Origin of the sequence: Paenibacillus piri (assembly GCF_004354045.1) — a bacterium.
Classification (GTDB): Bacteria; Bacillota; Bacilli; order Paenibacillales; family NBRC-103111; genus Paenibacillus_S; species Paenibacillus_S piri.
On record NZ_SMRT01000002.1, the window covers coordinates 519,125 to 534,299 of the forward strand.

12 protein-coding genes are annotated in these 15,175 nt (G+C 55.2%); all 12 read left to right on the forward strand.

Annotated elements, in window-relative coordinates; genetic code table 11:
- The first annotated feature begins 84 nt into the window (after nt 1-84).
- The 12 genes from purT to E1757_RS07265 all read left to right on the forward strand — a co-directional run bounded on the left by purT (nt 85) and on the right by E1757_RS07265 (nt 15,052).
- Nucleotides 85-1,263 carry a formate-dependent phosphoribosylglycinamide formyltransferase gene (gene purT / locus E1757_RS07205; protein WP_133226166.1) on the forward strand — a complete coding sequence of 393 codons (1,179 nt, stop codon included), beginning with the start codon at nt 85-87 and terminating at the stop codon, nt 1,261-1,263.
- Nucleotides 1,264-1,642: 379 nt separating this feature from the next.
- Nucleotides 1,643-1,915, forward strand: coding sequence for a hypothetical protein (locus tag E1757_RS07215; protein WP_133226167.1), 273 nt, complete (start codon nt 1,643-1,645; stop codon nt 1,913-1,915).
- A gap of 189 nt (nt 1,916-2,104) precedes the next feature.
- Nucleotides 2,105-3,775, forward strand: coding sequence for a sensor histidine kinase (locus E1757_RS07220; RefSeq protein WP_165971989.1), 1,671 nt, complete (start codon nt 2,105-2,107; stop codon nt 3,773-3,775).
- A 2-nt stretch (nt 3,776-3,777) separates the two neighbouring features.
- Nucleotides 3,778-5,340: a response regulator transcription factor gene (locus E1757_RS07225; protein ID WP_133226169.1), complete on the forward strand. Its 1,563-nt coding sequence runs from the start codon at nt 3,778-3,780 to the stop codon at nt 5,338-5,340.
- Nucleotides 5,341-5,431: 91 nt separating this feature from the next.
- Nucleotides 5,432-6,142: an ABC transporter ATP-binding protein gene (locus E1757_RS07230; RefSeq protein WP_133226170.1), complete on the forward strand. Its 711-nt coding sequence runs from the start codon at nt 5,432-5,434 to the stop codon at nt 6,140-6,142.
- Nucleotides 6,132-7,166: an efflux RND transporter periplasmic adaptor subunit gene (locus tag E1757_RS07235; protein ID WP_133226172.1), complete on the forward strand. Its 1,035-nt coding sequence runs from the start codon at nt 6,132-6,134 to the stop codon at nt 7,164-7,166. The genes E1757_RS07230 and E1757_RS07235 overlap by 11 nt, the downstream gene beginning before the upstream one ends.
- A gap of 12 nt (nt 7,167-7,178) precedes the next feature.
- Nucleotides 7,179-10,088 carry an ABC transporter permease gene (locus E1757_RS07240; RefSeq protein WP_133226174.1) on the forward strand — a complete coding sequence of 970 codons (2,910 nt, stop codon included), beginning with the start codon at nt 7,179-7,181 and terminating at the stop codon, nt 10,086-10,088.
- A 2-nt stretch (nt 10,089-10,090) separates the two neighbouring features.
- On the forward strand, nt 10,091-10,984 hold the full coding sequence (locus E1757_RS07245; RefSeq protein WP_133226176.1) for an ABC transporter ATP-binding protein: 894 nt from the start codon (nt 10,091-10,093) through the stop codon (nt 10,982-10,984).
- 1 nt (nt 10,985) lies between these two features.
- A complete protein-coding gene (locus E1757_RS07250) occupies nt 10,986-13,139 on the forward strand; it encodes a hypothetical protein (RefSeq protein WP_133226178.1) in 2,154 nt (717 codons plus the stop codon).
- Nucleotides 13,140-13,363: 224 nt separating this feature from the next.
- Complete coding sequence (locus tag E1757_RS07255) at nt 13,364-13,861, forward strand: metallophosphoesterase family protein (protein ID WP_133226180.1); 498 nt, start codon at nt 13,364-13,366, stop codon at nt 13,859-13,861.
- A gap of 27 nt (nt 13,862-13,888) precedes the next feature.
- On the forward strand, nt 13,889-14,230 hold the full coding sequence (ytxJ, locus tag E1757_RS07260) for a bacillithiol system redox-active protein YtxJ (protein ID WP_133226182.1): 342 nt from the start codon (nt 13,889-13,891) through the stop codon (nt 14,228-14,230).
- A gap of 15 nt (nt 14,231-14,245) precedes the next feature.
- Nucleotides 14,246-15,052, forward strand: a complete 807-nt coding sequence (locus E1757_RS07265; RefSeq protein WP_133226184.1) for an alpha/beta hydrolase — start codon at nt 14,246-14,248, stop codon at nt 15,050-15,052.
- The last annotated feature ends 123 nt before the right edge of the window (nt 15,053-15,175 follow it).

Below are 15,175 nucleotides of genomic sequence, written 5' to 3' on the forward strand. Positions count from 1 at the left end.
GGTTCAAAACGGACAGATGCGAATTTGGCGCAAATAAGCTATAATTTATGGAAATCCGATTCCTGTTAGGAGGAAATTGATTCCATGTATGGTTCACCATTATCCGGACAAGCCCCAAAAATGATGCTGCTTGGATCCGGGGAGCTTGGAAAGGAAGTTATCATTGAAGCTCAGCGGCTCGGAGTCGAAACGATTGCCGTTGACCGTTACCCGAACGCGCCTGCCATGCAGGTGGCCCATCGCCATTATGTTATCAACATGCTGGATGGGGAACAGCTGCGCGAGCTGATCAAAAAGGAGCGGCCGGATTGGATCGTCCCCGAAATTGAAGCGATTGCGACGGACGTGCTGGTGGAGCTGGAGCAGGATGGCTTCCGGGTCGTGCCGACGGCTACTGCCGCACGGTTAACGATGGACCGCGAAGGAATACGCCGGCTTGCTTCCGAGACGCTGAAGCTGCCGACGGCGCGCTATGCTTTCGCCGACAGTCTGGAAGAGCTGAAAGCTGCCGTAGCCGATATCGGTACGCCATGCGTCATTAAACCGATCATGAGCTCCTCCGGCAAAGGCCAAAGCGTATGCCGGACACCGGGCGACGCGGAAGCTTCCTGGAACTATGCGATGGAGGGAGGCCGGGCGAAAAAAACGCGGGTTATCGTGGAGCAGTTCATTCATTTTGAATCCGAAATTACGCTGCTGACGGTCCGTTCCGTATCGGGTACGACATTTTGCGCCCCTATAGGCCATGTGCAAAAGGACGGCGATTACATCGAATCGTGGCAGCCGCATGCGATGAGCGCGCAGCAGATCGAACAGGCGCAGATGATCGCCAAAACGATTACCGACGCATTGGGCGGCGCGGGGATTTACGGAGTCGAGCTGTTCTTGGGTAAGGATCAGGTATATTTCAGCGAAGTTTCGCCGCGGCCTCATGACACGGGGATGGTTACAATGGTGACGCAGGATTTGTCGGAGTTCGCGCTTCATGTGCGGGCCATTCTCGGTTTTCCGATCCCGTCGATCCGTCTGCTCACGCCCGGCGCTTCGCATACGCTAAAAGCATGGGAGGAGCTGCAGCAGTTCCGGATCGAGGGAATCGAGCGGGCATTAGCCGTACCGAATACCCAGGTCCGTGTATTCGGCAAGCCGGAGACGAAAGTGGGACGCCGAATGGCCGTTGCGTTGAGCACGGCCGGCGATACGGACGAAGCCCGCAAAGCCGCTGCCGAGGCTGCCGCTCTGCTGAAGGTCGTTCCCCAATAGACCGCACTCCCGTTCATCGGTCGGGAGATGGTTGTAAGACAACCGCTAGTTACATTATAAGACGAATAATGAATGAAGCCGTCCGCATAAGCCGAACCTAAGGAATAGGTTGGCAAGCAAGCCGAGCCCTCCGCTTAAATCGATATCGATCGAGATATATGAAGCTTGTGTCGATAAGGAACGACCGGATCATTTCGGCTGCCAAAGCCGGGAGACGCAAGGAAGAAGGAAATATTATCGGCGGTCTCGGCAACACACTTGACGGCGATAAGTAAAACAAGCTATTATTCTAGTTACGCGCGGGCTTTTGCACGTTTCGGACAGTCCGCTATGTTAATAAAGTAACAAGACTTTTCCATAAAGAGAGGTGCTGAAAACAATGGCTTATCAACCGCAGGTGGTCGACGCCAAGATTGTCAGCAACAACCCGAAAAACGGATTGTTTGAAATTGTAGTGAACCTAAAGGATCGCACGTCGTGCCGTCTTATTTATGAAAAGGATGCTGCCACAGGCGCTCCGGTGGCTACCCATGTCAACCGTTTGCTCCATGAGCCTTGCCCAATTTGCAGAAAAGACTTTTTGTGCAATTGCATGTCCCGGTTTAAAGATCAGCTTTCCTCGCAAGCGCTGCAAATGACCGGAACGCCGTAATGCGTCTCGAGAAAAAGCGAAAACCCATGAGCTTCCGGCTCATGGGTTTTTTAGAAGCCGGGTGGGATTAAGCGGATGCTGCGCATGATGCTGTATATCGTTCTTTTATGCTCTGTTTCTATAACGGGACTCGTTCTATACTATGTTTACCAATCCTCAAGCCTCATGCGGCAGGAGGCTTCAAGCCAGATGCTGAAGCTGCATGAGCAGGCGACCCAGAGGCTGGTACAAACCTTCAACGAGCTTGACCGCACGGCCAAATGGATCAGCCGCGATTATGCCGTGCAGCGACTGGCCGAAGGAGCGGCCGTCCGGGATTCCGCGGAAGATCGCAGCCTGCGGGAGTACGCTGATATTTTAATCCGTGATTTGACGGCACAAATGCCGCAGGTGGCGGAAATGTGCCTCGTATTCGATGAAACGGGCTATGCGATATGCACGCAATCCCCGAGAGGGTCGGCACTGCTGGAAGCGGCAAGGTCCGCGCAGCATTCGAATGAAAGATCGCTGGCGCCGCTTACCCTGGAAAACAGACCGCAAAATGGCAATGAGGTCGTCTATTCGATCCCGATAACGGACAAGAGGCATGTGATCAGAGGTTCGCTGCAGGTATTGGTTGAGATGAATGCGGTTATGAAGGACATTTACGGCAATATGCCGCTGCTCGGGAGCCGACTGATCGATTCGACCGGCCGGACGGTTTATGCCGGAACGGCCGAGGACCGGTCGGAACATTCGCCTGATGAGGGGAGATTGGTAAACGGCAGCGTCTTCGTCCCCGATCCTGTCCCGCTGCAGTGGGTGGACGGCAGCTTTACGCTGCAGAAGAGACTGGACCTTCCCGGCGCGGTATGGCTATCGCGCATTGTTGTACCGCAAACGCTGGCCGCGGCGAATAAGGCAGCTTTAACCCGTACGCTGCTGCTGCTTATCCTCGCTTTGCTGCTGCTCGGCGCCTTTTGCGCCTTTATGCTGCGGCGTTCATTCGTCGAACCGCTGCAGCGGCTGCGCCGGCTGATGAACCGTGCGGAGCTGGGCGATTTTCGCGCTTATTGGACACGCCGCAGCAGCAGCGAATGGAATGAGCTTGGCGAAAGCTATAATCAAATGCTGAACAGGCTGGAGGAACTGATCAGACAGGTCAAACGGGAGGAAGCGCTAAAAAAGGAAGCGGAAATGGAAGCGCTGCAGTACCAGTTGAATCCGCATTTTTTGTACAACACGCTGAATACGATCAAGTGGGTTGCGAAAATGCACCGTACCCCGCAAATCGCCGAGGTGGTGACCTCGCTGGTTCGGCTGCTGCAGGCGAGTCTGGGGAAAAGAGGCGATTTTATTACGGTGCGGGAGGAAATGGAGCTTATCCGGAACTATATGGATATTCAGGCATTCCGCTATGGCGATAAGATCCGTCTGGAGAGCGAGGTGGACCCGCTCGCTCTCGGATGCCTGGTGCCGCGGATGATTTTGCAGCCGCTGATCGAAAATGCGATCATTCACGGGATTGAGCCGGGTCGCCAGCAGGGATGGATTCGCATCCGCATCTGGCTGGAGACGGAGCGGGAGCTGCTGCTGTGCCAGGTGGAGGACGACGGCGTCGGAATAGCAGCCGAAGAAGCGGCGGCCGCAGCTGATGAAAACGGCGGCGAAGCGGGCAGCGTTAACAACAAGGATGCCGGCGAAGCCAGTAGAGGTAAGTTCCCGATGCGTGAGCGGATGAGCGGCATCGGACTTCGCCATATTCGGGAGAAGATCAGGCTGTATTATGGAAACGGATACAGTATGCACATGACCGGCAAGCCCAACCGGGGAACGACGATCCGGTTGACGCTGCCGGTACATCAAAGCGAGGAAGAGTAAGCATGAACGTACTAGTCGTCGATGACGAGCCGATTATACGGCAAGTGTTGAGAACGATGATGGACTGGGAAACGCACGGCATGCGCTGGGCCGGAGAAGCCGTTGACGGCGAGGAAGCTTGGGAGACGCTTCGGCAGGGCGGCATCGATCTGGTCGTTACCGATATATTGATGCCCCGCATGGATGGGCTCGAGCTTGTAAAGCGGTTGAAGGAAGCAGATGCCGATGTTGCCGTGGTGGTGCTGAGCTGCCTCGACGATTTCGCATATGTCAAGGAAGCGATGAAGCAGGGGGCGAGCGACTATATTTTGAAGCCGACGATGGAGCCCGAACAGCTCGCCGCCACGCTGATCGAAGCGAAGCTGGCATTGTTGAAGCGGCGCGACGAACGGCGGCGGCATGGAGAACTGCAGGAGCAGCTGCAGCAGTCCAAGCAGGCTCAGCGCGGCATCCGGCTGCACAAAGCGTGGCTCAGCGGCCAGCCTGATCTGGAGCTGGAGACAGAGCTGTTTGCCGGCGACATGAGTCTGTCATGTTGGATGATCGACGTCGCGCCGGCAGGGAAAAGGTCGATCGCCGGCTGGGACTGGCCGTCCGCGGCCGCCTTCGTAACGCTAAGCGGCGGGCGGCAGCTGCTTCTGTTTCAGGAAGACGGCGAGCTGGAGGGCGGCGGCCGGGCGGCGGCGCTCAGCGACTTTCTGCGCGGGGAAGGCGGCTTGGCTGCCGGCGAATACTGTATCGCCGGATTAACCCGATTTCATGGCGCAGAGCGGCTGCGCCAAGTACCGCAGGAGCTTGACGTTCTCCGCCATGCGCATTTTTACCGCCGGAAAAGCGGCCGGTGCTGGATTACGGATGCCGACGCGGATCAAAGCCGCCCGTTCTCGTTGCCGTCGGACGGCCCGCTGCCGCAGGAGGAAAAGCAAAACCTGCTGCGTGCGATTGCAGGGCGCAACACGGAAGCCGCCGCCTATTGGGCGGAGCAGCTGGTTGAGCGGATCAGGCGGCTGGAACCGCCGGTCGAGCAGGTCTACAGCTTTCTGTATGAGCTGCTGGGGTCGGCTGCTGCCTTCGCGGGCCAACATGGCGATGCGCCGGAAATGGACGAATTCGAGCGCAAGTATGTCGCATTGGATGCGGTGATGGCGCATCTGCAGCTGGAGCCGTTGGGGCGCTGGTTGACGGATGCCATTCAAGATCTGTCGGAGCGGCTGACCGGCACGGGCGGTATCCTCCAATCGTCCCGCAATCCGTTCATACGCAAAGCGGTAGCTTACATGCAGCGCAACTATCATTTACAGCTCAGCACCTCGGACATTGCGGATTACGTCAAGCTGAGCCGCAGCTACTTAAGCGATCTTTATGGAAAAGAGATCGGCGAATCGTTGTCCGAATCGTTAACCCGTATCCGCATTCAAGCGGCCAAGCGGCTGCTGGCGGCCGGTGATTTGAAAGTTTACGAGATTGCCGGCGCGGTCGGCTTCGGCGATGCGAAATCGTTCGCCAAAGCGTTTAAGAAAGCGGTCGGATGCACACCAAAGGAGTATGAGGAACAGAACAAATAGACACCAATTCTAACAAATTGGTGTCTATTTTTATGGCCAGGGAACGATTACATTAAATAGAGAACGCTTTCAGAGGGGAGCTGCCAACTATATGGGTTTTTCAGCCGACACATTTGCCGGGAAGGAACCGATTATCCAAGCCGTAAACGTCACCCGCACCTTCGGTAAGGGAAGCGCGGCTGTCCACGCGCTGCGCGGCGCCAATTTGAGCGTTGCCCCGGGGAGGCTTGTCGCGCTCAAAGGGCGATCCGGCTCGGGAAAGACGACGCTGCTCAATATGCTTGGCGCGCTGGACCAGCCGACGGAGGGCGCTGTTTATTTTGCCGGCCAGGACATAACTTTCATACCGGACAAGAAGCGCAATGAGCTGCGGCGCACCCGGCTTGGCTTAATATTTCAATCGTTTGCGCTTGTGCCGTATATGTCTGCGTTCGAAAATGTCGAATTCGGCTTGCGGATCGCCGGCGTTCCTGCCGCCCATCGCCGCGACTATACGGAGCAGGCGCTTGATTTTGTCGGTTTGAAGCCGCGGATGAAGCATAGACCGTTCGAGATGTCGGGGGGCGAGCAGCAGCGTGTTGCGATTGCCAGGGCGATCTCCCATCGGCCCAAGCTGCTGTTGGCGGACGAGCCGACGGCGGAGCTCGACAGCCGGATGGGGCTGCAGGTTATGAAAGTTTTTAAAAGCCTTGTGCAGCAGGAAGGAATGACGATTATTTTAACGACACACGATCCGGCGATTATGGAAATTGTCGATCAAGTATATGCATTGGAGGATGGATACATTGTGGATGAAAGCTAGACGCCGCAGCCTTGTATGGCAGGTTGCGATCGGCGCGGCGCTGTTGTCTGCATTGCCGGGCTGCAGCCTGCTTCCGAAAGAAGAGGAAGCTTTAAAGCCGCCGCTCGTCAAGCCGGTGAAGGAAAACTTCGAAGTATTCGAGGCGAAAAAAAGTTCGATTGCCAAGCAGATTAGCGGCGTCGGCACGTTCGCTTCGGATAAAATGCAGTATTTGTATTACGCGGAGTCCGGCGGAAGATTGGCCGAAATGCTCGTGCAAATGAACTCCGAGGTGCATAAGGGCGATGTTGTGGCGGTGCTCGAAAAAGGTGAAATCGAAGGCAAAATCCGTCAGCAGGAAATTGTGCTGGAAAAGACCAAGGTAGCGTTGGAATTGGCAAAGGATGAGCAGCGAGGCAATGCGCTGGCCATCCGGATGAAGGTGCTGGACGTACAAAAGGAAGAAGTTCAGCTCGAAATGCTGAAGCAGCAGCTGGCCAAAACCAAGCTTGTGTCCGATGTGGACGGGATCGTCACTTATTTGGATCCGATTAAGCAGGGCGATCCGATTGTAGCATACAGGGCTCTGATCACCGTCTCCGATCCCAAATCGATCAAGCTTGTTTATGAGACGGCGACGCCGAACGATTTGACAGGTGTCGAGGTAGGGATGGAGGCGACGGTAAAATTCAAGTCCAACAGCTATAAGGGCAAGGTGGCGCAAATTCCGGCGACCGCTCCGCAGAGCGATGTAAAAGCGATTCAGGATAAAAACGCGAAGTCGATCGTGGTTGTAGTCGAAGGGCTTCCGCCGGAAGCGGAGATCGGCAGCAACGGCGACTTGACGATCGTGACCGAGAAACGGGATGATGTGCTGGTCATTCCGAAGCTCGGATTGCGTTCCTACATGGGGCGCGATTATGTGCAGGTGCTGGAGGGAGAGATCCGCAAAGAAATTGACGTTGAGAAAGGCATCGTCTCGTCGACGGAGGTTGAAATCCGCAAAGGGCTGAAAGAAGGCCAGAAGGTGATTCTTAACAATTGAGGTGAGAAACAGGTGGCAATCCTGGTGATGATCATCCGCAAAATGGTCAAAAACAAATGGCTCGAATTCAGCCTGCTGCTCGGCTTGATCATCTCGGTCGGGCTTGTCAGCAGTATGCCGATTTATACGACGGCTATTTTGCAGCGGCTCTTAATTAAAGATTTGGAGCAGCTTCAGGAGCGGAACCAGCAGTATCCCGGCGTTTTCTATAATTCGACTTATATAACCGGCGAATTGTCGCCGGAGAAGGCGAAGCAGGCGATTCAAGAGGCCGATCAATTTATGGCGAAGGAAGCGCCGTTGCGGTTTCAGCTTCCGTTGAAAGCATTTGTAACGGAGCGGACGACCGACCGCTTTAATTTCGTGCCGGTGGATGTGGGCAAAATAGACGGATCGGTCCGGCGGACGGCGGATATAACCGCAATCAGCGGGATGGAGGAGCATATCAGGCTGGTTGACGGCCGGCTGCCTGCAGCAGAGCCGGTCGACGGTGTAGTGGAAGCGGTTGTGATCGATCAGGGATTGACAAATTTGAAAATGGTGGTCGGTCAACAGTATACGATCCAGGATGACGAGGTGAAAACGCCTGTCAAGTTCAAAATTGTCGGCGTCATCGATCGCAAGGAATATAACGATGTGTTCTGGTATAATACGCTGTCCAGCTACAGCGCCAGCCTGATCGTGTCTTACGATTGGTTCGAGAACGATATTACGCGGAACGATAAGCTGAAGCTGCGTGCCAGCAGCTGGTATTTGGCCGTGGATTACAGCCAAATGAAGCTCGATTCGATCGAGCGGTTTATCGGGACGCAGCGGTATACCGAAAACTTTTTGGCAAACCGTTTTCCGAACTATTCAATCAAGGCGCCGGCGCTCGTAACGCTGAACGGCTATTATGTGAAAGAGGAAAAGCTTCGCATCATGCTGTGGTCTTTGAACGTGCCGGTTATGATTATGCTCGCTTACTACCTGTTCATGGTTTCCAACCTGATCGTCGACCGGCAAAAAACGGAGATCGCCGTACTGCGAAGCCGCGGTGCGAGCCGATTGCAGATCGTGCTGGGCTATGTGGTCGAAGGGCTGCTGCTCGGAGGCGTTGCGCTCGTCTGTGGACCATTTGTCGGTTTGTGGCTGACAAAGGTGCTTGGCGCTTCCAACGGATTTCTGGAATTTGTGCAGCGGGCTGCGCTGGATGTCCGTTTGAACCGGACCGCTTTCCAGTACGGAATGCTGGCCGTGCTCTGCTCCCTGGTCATGACGCTGCTCCCTGTGCTGTTCGCCACAAGAACGACCATTGTCGGCCATAAGCAGCAGATGGCGCGGCAGTCCAAACGGTCCTTTTGGCATCAATATTTTTTGGATGTCGTCTTGCTCGGAATTTCGCTGTACGGTTTGCAGTCGTTTCGTACCAAAATGAGCGATATGCAGTCGCTTGGCCTCGATGTAACGGATCTGCGGATGGACCCGCTGCTGTTTCTGGTGCCGGCCTTATTCATTCTCGGCGCCAGCTTTCTGCTTCTGCGCATTTATCCTTGGCTGGTCCAGCTTGTCTACCGGGCAGGCCGCCGCTGGTGGCCTCCATCGTTGTATTCGACGCTGCTGCAGGTGGGTCGCTCGACGACGCAGTATCAGGCGATCATGGTTTTTTTAAGCGTAACGCTGGCAACGGGGCTGTTCAGCGCGAGCGCTGCCCGGACCATCAATAAAAACGCCGGGGAAAAAATCATGTACGGCAACGGGGCCGATATTGCGATGTCCGTCAAGTGGGAGGATGACGCTCCTCCTCCCAATACGGGAGGCGACGGAGGCGGGGAGCCCGATCCGGCAGCCGTGATGGAGCCGAAGAAAAAGGTGCAGTTTTCCGAGCCTCCGTTTCTGCCGTTTACGCAGCTGCCCGGTGTCGAGCATGCGGCGAAGGTGTTCACGAAAACCGATGCAAGCTTCAGTTCCGGCAAGGAGCTTGGCGCTGCGACGCTCATGGGGATCGACACGGACGATTTCGGCCGAGCAGCGTGGCTTCGCAACGGGCTGCTTGAGCATCATTTTTACGAATATTTGAACGTGCTTGCATCGAGCCCCTCGGCCGTGCTCATTTCCCGGACACTGGCGGACCAGTACAACGTCAAGGTCGGCGACCACCTGTACGCAGGCTGGAACGGTGTGGAGAGCGCCATGTTCAATGTATTTGCGATCGTCGATTACTGGCCGTCATGGAATCCGAATCCGTTGTTCAGCGAGAAGACGGCAGTTACTTCCCAAGCGCAGGCTGCCAACTCGAAAACGAAAAAAGTGAAGGCGCCTATGCTGATTGTCGGGCATTTGTCGTATATCCAGAACAATTTGGCTTTGGAGCCCTATGATGTATGGCTGAAGCTGAAGCCTGGCGCCACCAGCCAGGAGCTGTACCAGGCGCTGGAGGAAAAGGCGGTGCCGGTCACGAAGATGAACGATGCGAAGCAGCAGCTGATCCGATCCAAGAACGACCCGTTTTTGCTGGCGATTAACGGCGTCATGACGCTTGGTTTTATCATTTCGATTGTGATCAGTTTTTTTGGGTTTTTGCTGTATTGGGTGCTGTCGCTTTCGGGAAGAGTGCTGCAGTTCGGCATATTGCGGGCGATGGGCATTTCATTCCGGCAGCTGCTGGCGATGCTTGTCGCAGAACAGCTGCTTACCTCGGGGGCGGCCGTTGCCATCGGCATGCTGACGGGGAACTTGACGAGCCGCTTCTTCGTTCCGATGTTCCAGCTTTCGATGCAGACATCGAGCCAGGTTCCGCCGTTCCTGGTTACGTTCGATCCGAACGACCAGCTTCAGCTTTATCTCATTGTAGGGGTTATGCTGATCCTGGGCTTGTTTATTCTCGGCACCATGCTGTCGAGAGTTAAAATCCATCAGGCAGTGAAGCTCGGGGAGGATTAGCCATGATTCATTGCGACAATCTCGTCAAAATATACAAGGTGGCCGATCTGGAGGTCGTGGCGTTGCAGGGTTTGGACCTGCACGTTCAACCGGGCGAGCTGATGGCGATCATCGGCAACAGCGGCAGCGGCAAATCCACACTGCTCAACATGCTGGGCGGGCTTGACCGCCCTTCTGCCGGCCAGCTTCAGGTCGACGGCAAAGATCTGCTGAAGTTTACGGAGAAAGATCTTGTCAAGTACAAGCGGGAAACCGTCGGCTTCGTCTGGCAAAATAATGCGCGCAATTTGATTCCTTATTTGACGGCGCTGGAAAATGTGGAGCTGCCCATTCTGCTGCAGGGGAAACGAAAGCGCGAACGCGCGCTGGAGCTGCTGGAGGCGGTCGGACTCAGCCACCGCACCAAAAACCGGCTCAACCAGCTGTCCGGCGGCGAGCAGCAGCGTGTCGCGATCGCGATCGCTCTGGCCAACAATCCGAAGCTGCTGCTGGCCGACGAGCCTACCGGCTCGGTGGATACGAAAATGGCGAATCAAATATTGGATCTGTTCCGCGATTTGAACCGCCGTCTCGGACTGACGGTCGTGATCGTCACGCATGATCCGCTGCTTGCCAAAAAGGTGGACCGGGTGGTCGCCATCCGGGACGGTAAGACGTCGTCCGAAATGATCCGCCGCAAATCGTACGCCGACGAGCTGATCGAGCTTGAGCAGGGCCTGCTGCCGAGCGACGAGGATTCGCATGTCGAATATGCGGTGCTTGATAAAGCCGGGCGGCTGCAGGTGCCCGAAGATATGCTAAAATCGGTAGGCATTCAATCCACGAATAAAGTAAGGGTGCAGCTGGAGGAGGGCCGCATCGTACTGCTGCCTCCGGAGGAGAAGGGAGAGCCTTAAGATGACTCGATGGACTCGATCGAATAAGCTGAAATGGATCTGTTGGATGGTTGGTATTTGTACGATCGCTTTACTGTGGCTCGTACCGTTCGCGCCCGCGGCGCATGCGGAAGGGGATAGCTATTACCAGCAGGACGAGCTCGAACCGGCCTTGCAGCTGCGGCCGGTCGCGATCGGCCGGGACAGCATGATCGCCTTGAAGCACGCGGCGGTCATGCCGGCGGACGGCGGGAGAACGCTGTTCTTCACGATCACGGTAGCGAACGGCGGCGGAAGCGCCTTGTCGTTCCTGGATTACTGGGTGAAGGTGCTGAGCAGCTCCGGAGCCGAATTCAAAGCGGAGCTTGTTCCGCAGGACAAGCTGAAGAAGGAGGTTCCCGCCGGACAGCAGGTGGATTACAAGTTTTATGCGCTCGTTAACGATACGACATCGCTCGAGGAGCTTACGTTCCGCGTCACGCGATGGGATTATTCGAGCTCCGAGCTGGAAACGGCAGTCGGCGATATCCGTTTTCCCGATCCGGCGTCGACGGTCATGGCCCCGGTTGCCGGCAGCCGCACGGTCACGATGGGCAATATGCCCGTGGCGCTGAGCGTATCCCGCTGGTTGATCCGGGAGCATGACAGCGTCGTCTCTTCCCGGCTGACGCTAAAGCTGACCAACAAAGGCAAAGCCAGCATCCGGCTGCCCGGCTACCAGTATGCGCTGCGTGCCGCCAACGGGGCGGTATATCCGCTCGAGAGCGCTTCACCGGCCGATGCCGGCGCACCCCTGCTGCGGCCGGACGTCACCGAAGAGCTGCAGCTGAAGTCGGACCGGCTGCCGGCCTCCGCTTCGTCGGCATCATGGGATTTGCTCGTCCAGCAAATAATTCCCGTTAGCGGCGAACTCAAGCTGAACTATCCGCTCGCTTCATTGCGCATGCCAACGGATGCAGCCGATACGCCGCCGCTGGGCGAAACGGTCGATTATTCGAATGCCCAAGGAATTTATCAGCTGGCAGCGGAAAAGCAGCGCAGGATGCCTTGGGAAGATCAGGACATTCTTAGTACCGATGTATCCGTATCGCACCGTCAGTCCGATTCGATGCCTTTTCCGGCTGTTAAAGCATATTATGAGCTGGACGGAGGTGTCAGGGTGGACGCCAAAATTGTGCAAACGGATCGGGTCGTCGGCGTGCCGCCCGGCGTTTCGGTACATGTACAGGCCGTCGCCAAAATCCCGTACACGTATCCTTTTGCCGAAACGAAGCTCATTCTGGAGGAACAAGTAAGCGATACGGTAAAGGAGGAAATGGCGCAATTCAAGCTGCCCCCCGCGGCGATAGAGCTCCCGCAGCTCGCCTTCGGTGAAACCCAGCCGATTACGGGCGCCGGCCGCGCAGCGATCTATGCGCCGCGCGAGCTGAACGTGTATACCGACGGCGGCAGCAGCGTGCTTGAGGCGCAGGTGGAAATCGTCAATATGGAAAAGCGCTCCAATGTGATTCCCAAGCTGACGGCTTTTTTCAAAACAGCCGACGATTCGCTGTATCCTACGAAAATTCGCGAGGTCAAACAAAAGCTCAATCCGCAGGGAAAAGCGCTGTTGTCGTTCTCCGGAAAGCTTCCGAAGGAGTTGGATACGAAGGGTTTGAGGCTTGTCATCGGCGAATCGGTCACGGACCAGAAACTGAGCGGTACGGACGATAAGGCCGATTCGTATATTAACGCGGTAGAAATGGAACTCGCCTCATTGAACGATGCCGTAAGCCCGACACTGAAGGATGTATCGTTCTACCCGTATTCGATCTCCCTGTCCAATATCAATACATGGCTCGACAGCAAGCAGTTGAAAATAAATTTTACGTACAAGCTGACCAAGGACAGCTATTACGAAACAAGCAATGAAGGCAGCAAGCTGGTCATCCAGTTTGCGGACGGCCAAGGAAAAGTGAACATCGACGAGACGTTCTTCCTGGAGACGGCGCCGGAGGACGATGATAAAAAGGTGACTTTAGGTGAGCACGATTACCGGATTACACGGCAGGACGATTCGCTCGTCTTCAAAATCGAATCGCTCAAACAGTACAAAATCAACATTTACCATGAATTCCAGGGCAAGCGCAAGCTGTTGGCTTCGCAGCTGTTGGACTGGTTCGGTACAACCGATTAAGAGCCGGTCAAGTTCATGCAGGCTTCGCAGCGTCTGCCGATCGTGAATCGCGGTTCACGATCGGGTCGGACACTTCGCAGCTTTTTTCTTTTGCCAATGATATGGTAAAATAAAATGAAGTGCGGCTTAAGCCGACGATGCAAGTTTGTTTTGCCTAAGCAAAACTCAGCAGATGCTTACGAAGCCAGTTTTGCAAAGCAAAACTTGGAGAGAGGAGAATCCAGGTGCGGATAGGCGTAGTATCCGATACGCATATGTTCGGGAGAGCCAAGATGCTCCCGCAGGCTTTGACGGCTGGACTGGATGGCGTGGATCAAATTCTCCATGCAGGCGACTGGATGGATGAGGAGGTCGTCGCTTTGTTCGAACAGATCGCTCCTGTAGACGGTATTGCCGGCAACAATGACGGCGTTGATATCATCGAACGGTTTGGCCGGTGTAAGGTGCTTCATTTGGCGGGATATCGCATCGGTCTTGTACATGGGGACGGCGGGCGAAAATCGACGCTGGAGCGGGCAATCGACGTGTTCAGCGGGATGAACGTCGATATCATTATTTTTGGCCACTCCCATATTCCTTATAAGGGGACGCACAACGGAGTACTGCTGTTCAATCCCGGTTCTCCCACGGATAAACGGAGGCAGCCGCATTATTCGTACGGTATTTTACAGCTGGGGCCTGCAATTGAAGCGGAGCTTTTTTATTACGATGACAAATCATAATAACTACATTAAATGGAGGTATTACGAATGACTGAATGGAGAGAAATTACAAGTCTGGAAGAGTGGAATGAACTGTATGAAGGAAGCGCGCAAAAGCCGGTTGTCATCCTTAAACATAGCACCGCTTGCCCGGTAAGCTCGAATGCGCTCGACGAATTTGAAAGCTATTTGCATAAAGAACCGAATACCGGCGTTGATTATGTGCTTGTCAAAGTCATCGAATCCCGGCCTGTATCGAACCGGATCGCCGAAGATACCGGGATCAAGCACGCTTCCCCGCAAATTTTATTTGTCAAAAACAAGGAAGCGGTTTGGAACACGTCGCATTGGTCGGTTACCCGGGCACATATGACCGCCGTGCTGGATTAGGAGGGGCTGAAGCATATGAGCGTCCGTCCGCATCCTTTTTTCTCCGGAGCATTGTTTGCGCGCAAATCTTGTTTTGTTTATGTGCCGGAAGGGTACGACGAACAATCCGAGCAGCGTTATCCCGTCATTTATTTGCTGCATGGCATGCACGGTTCCGAATCGCACTGGCTGCAAAAAGGAAGCGCGGAGCAGACGTTGGATCGCATGATGTCTTCCTGTCAGCTGCGCAAATGCATTGTGGTCATGCCGAATGACGGCGGATACGGTCAAGGCACGTTTTATATGGATTGGTATGACGGGACCGGCAATTTTGAGCAATATTTCATTTATGATCTGATGCCCGATATCGACAAGAACTACCGGACGATCCAGGACATGCGTTCGCGGGCGGTTTGCGGGCTGTCCATGGGAGGCTTTGGCGCCTTCTCGCTCTCACTGCGCAACCCGGGCTTGTTCGGCGCCGCCGCAAGCTTATCCGGCGCATTGATATCGGGCGCGAATGTCGCAGATAATTTCGCCCGCAGAGATGTTGGCAGAATGACGGGGCCCGTGGAGGGACCGCATGCCAAATCATATGATTTGCATCGGTGCGCCAGCCGCCGGGTGTCCGATATGCAGAGACCCGCGTTATATTTTGACTGTGGCACGGAGGATGCTTTGCATCATATGAATGCCGATTACCACCGCCATCTGGACCGGATCGGCTACGCGCATACGTACCGGGAATTTCCGGGAGAGCATACGTGGGATTATTGGACGGAGCATTTGCCGGATGCGCTCGGTTTTATCGAACAATATTTCGGCTCTCAAGATCAGGCGTAGCATCCGAATAAAACAGCCCTAAAGCTTTGGAATTGTAGGCTTTAGGGCTTTTTTGGCGTCCCCGAGGCAACGACAGCATCGCTTTGACGGCTCGACGGCGGAATGTGAAATGGTGGATGTAAC

Bases quoted from the DNA above. Each gene is read 5' to 3' on its own strand.
- E1757_RS07245 (WP_133226176.1), top strand. From the start codon at position 10,091: ATGATTCATTGCGACAATCTCGTCAAAATATACAAGGTGGCCGATCTG.
- E1757_RS07235 (WP_133226172.1), top strand. From the start codon at position 6,132: ATGAAAGCTAGACGCCGCAGCCTTGTATGGCAGGTTGCGATCGGCGCG.
- E1757_RS07215 (WP_133226167.1), top strand. From the start codon at position 1,643: ATGGCTTATCAACCGCAGGTGGTCGACGCCAAGATTGTCAGCAACAAC.
- E1757_RS07265 (WP_133226184.1), top strand. From the start codon at position 14,246: ATGAGCGTCCGTCCGCATCCTTTTTTCTCCGGAGCATTGTTTGCGCGC.
- E1757_RS07250 (WP_133226178.1), top strand. From the start codon at position 10,986: ATGACTCGATGGACTCGATCGAATAAGCTGAAATGGATCTGTTGGATG.
- E1757_RS07220 (WP_165971989.1), top strand. From the start codon at position 2,105: ATGCTGAAGCTGCATGAGCAGGCGACCCAGAGGCTGGTACAAACCTTC.
- purT (WP_133226166.1), top strand. From the start codon at position 85: ATGTATGGTTCACCATTATCCGGACAAGCCCCAAAAATGATGCTGCTT.
- ytxJ (WP_133226182.1), top strand. From the start codon at position 13,889: ATGACTGAATGGAGAGAAATTACAAGTCTGGAAGAGTGGAATGAACTG.
- E1757_RS07225 (WP_133226169.1), top strand. From the start codon at position 3,778: ATGAACGTACTAGTCGTCGATGACGAGCCGATTATACGGCAAGTGTTG.
- E1757_RS07230 (WP_133226170.1), top strand. From the start codon at position 5,432: ATGGGTTTTTCAGCCGACACATTTGCCGGGAAGGAACCGATTATCCAA.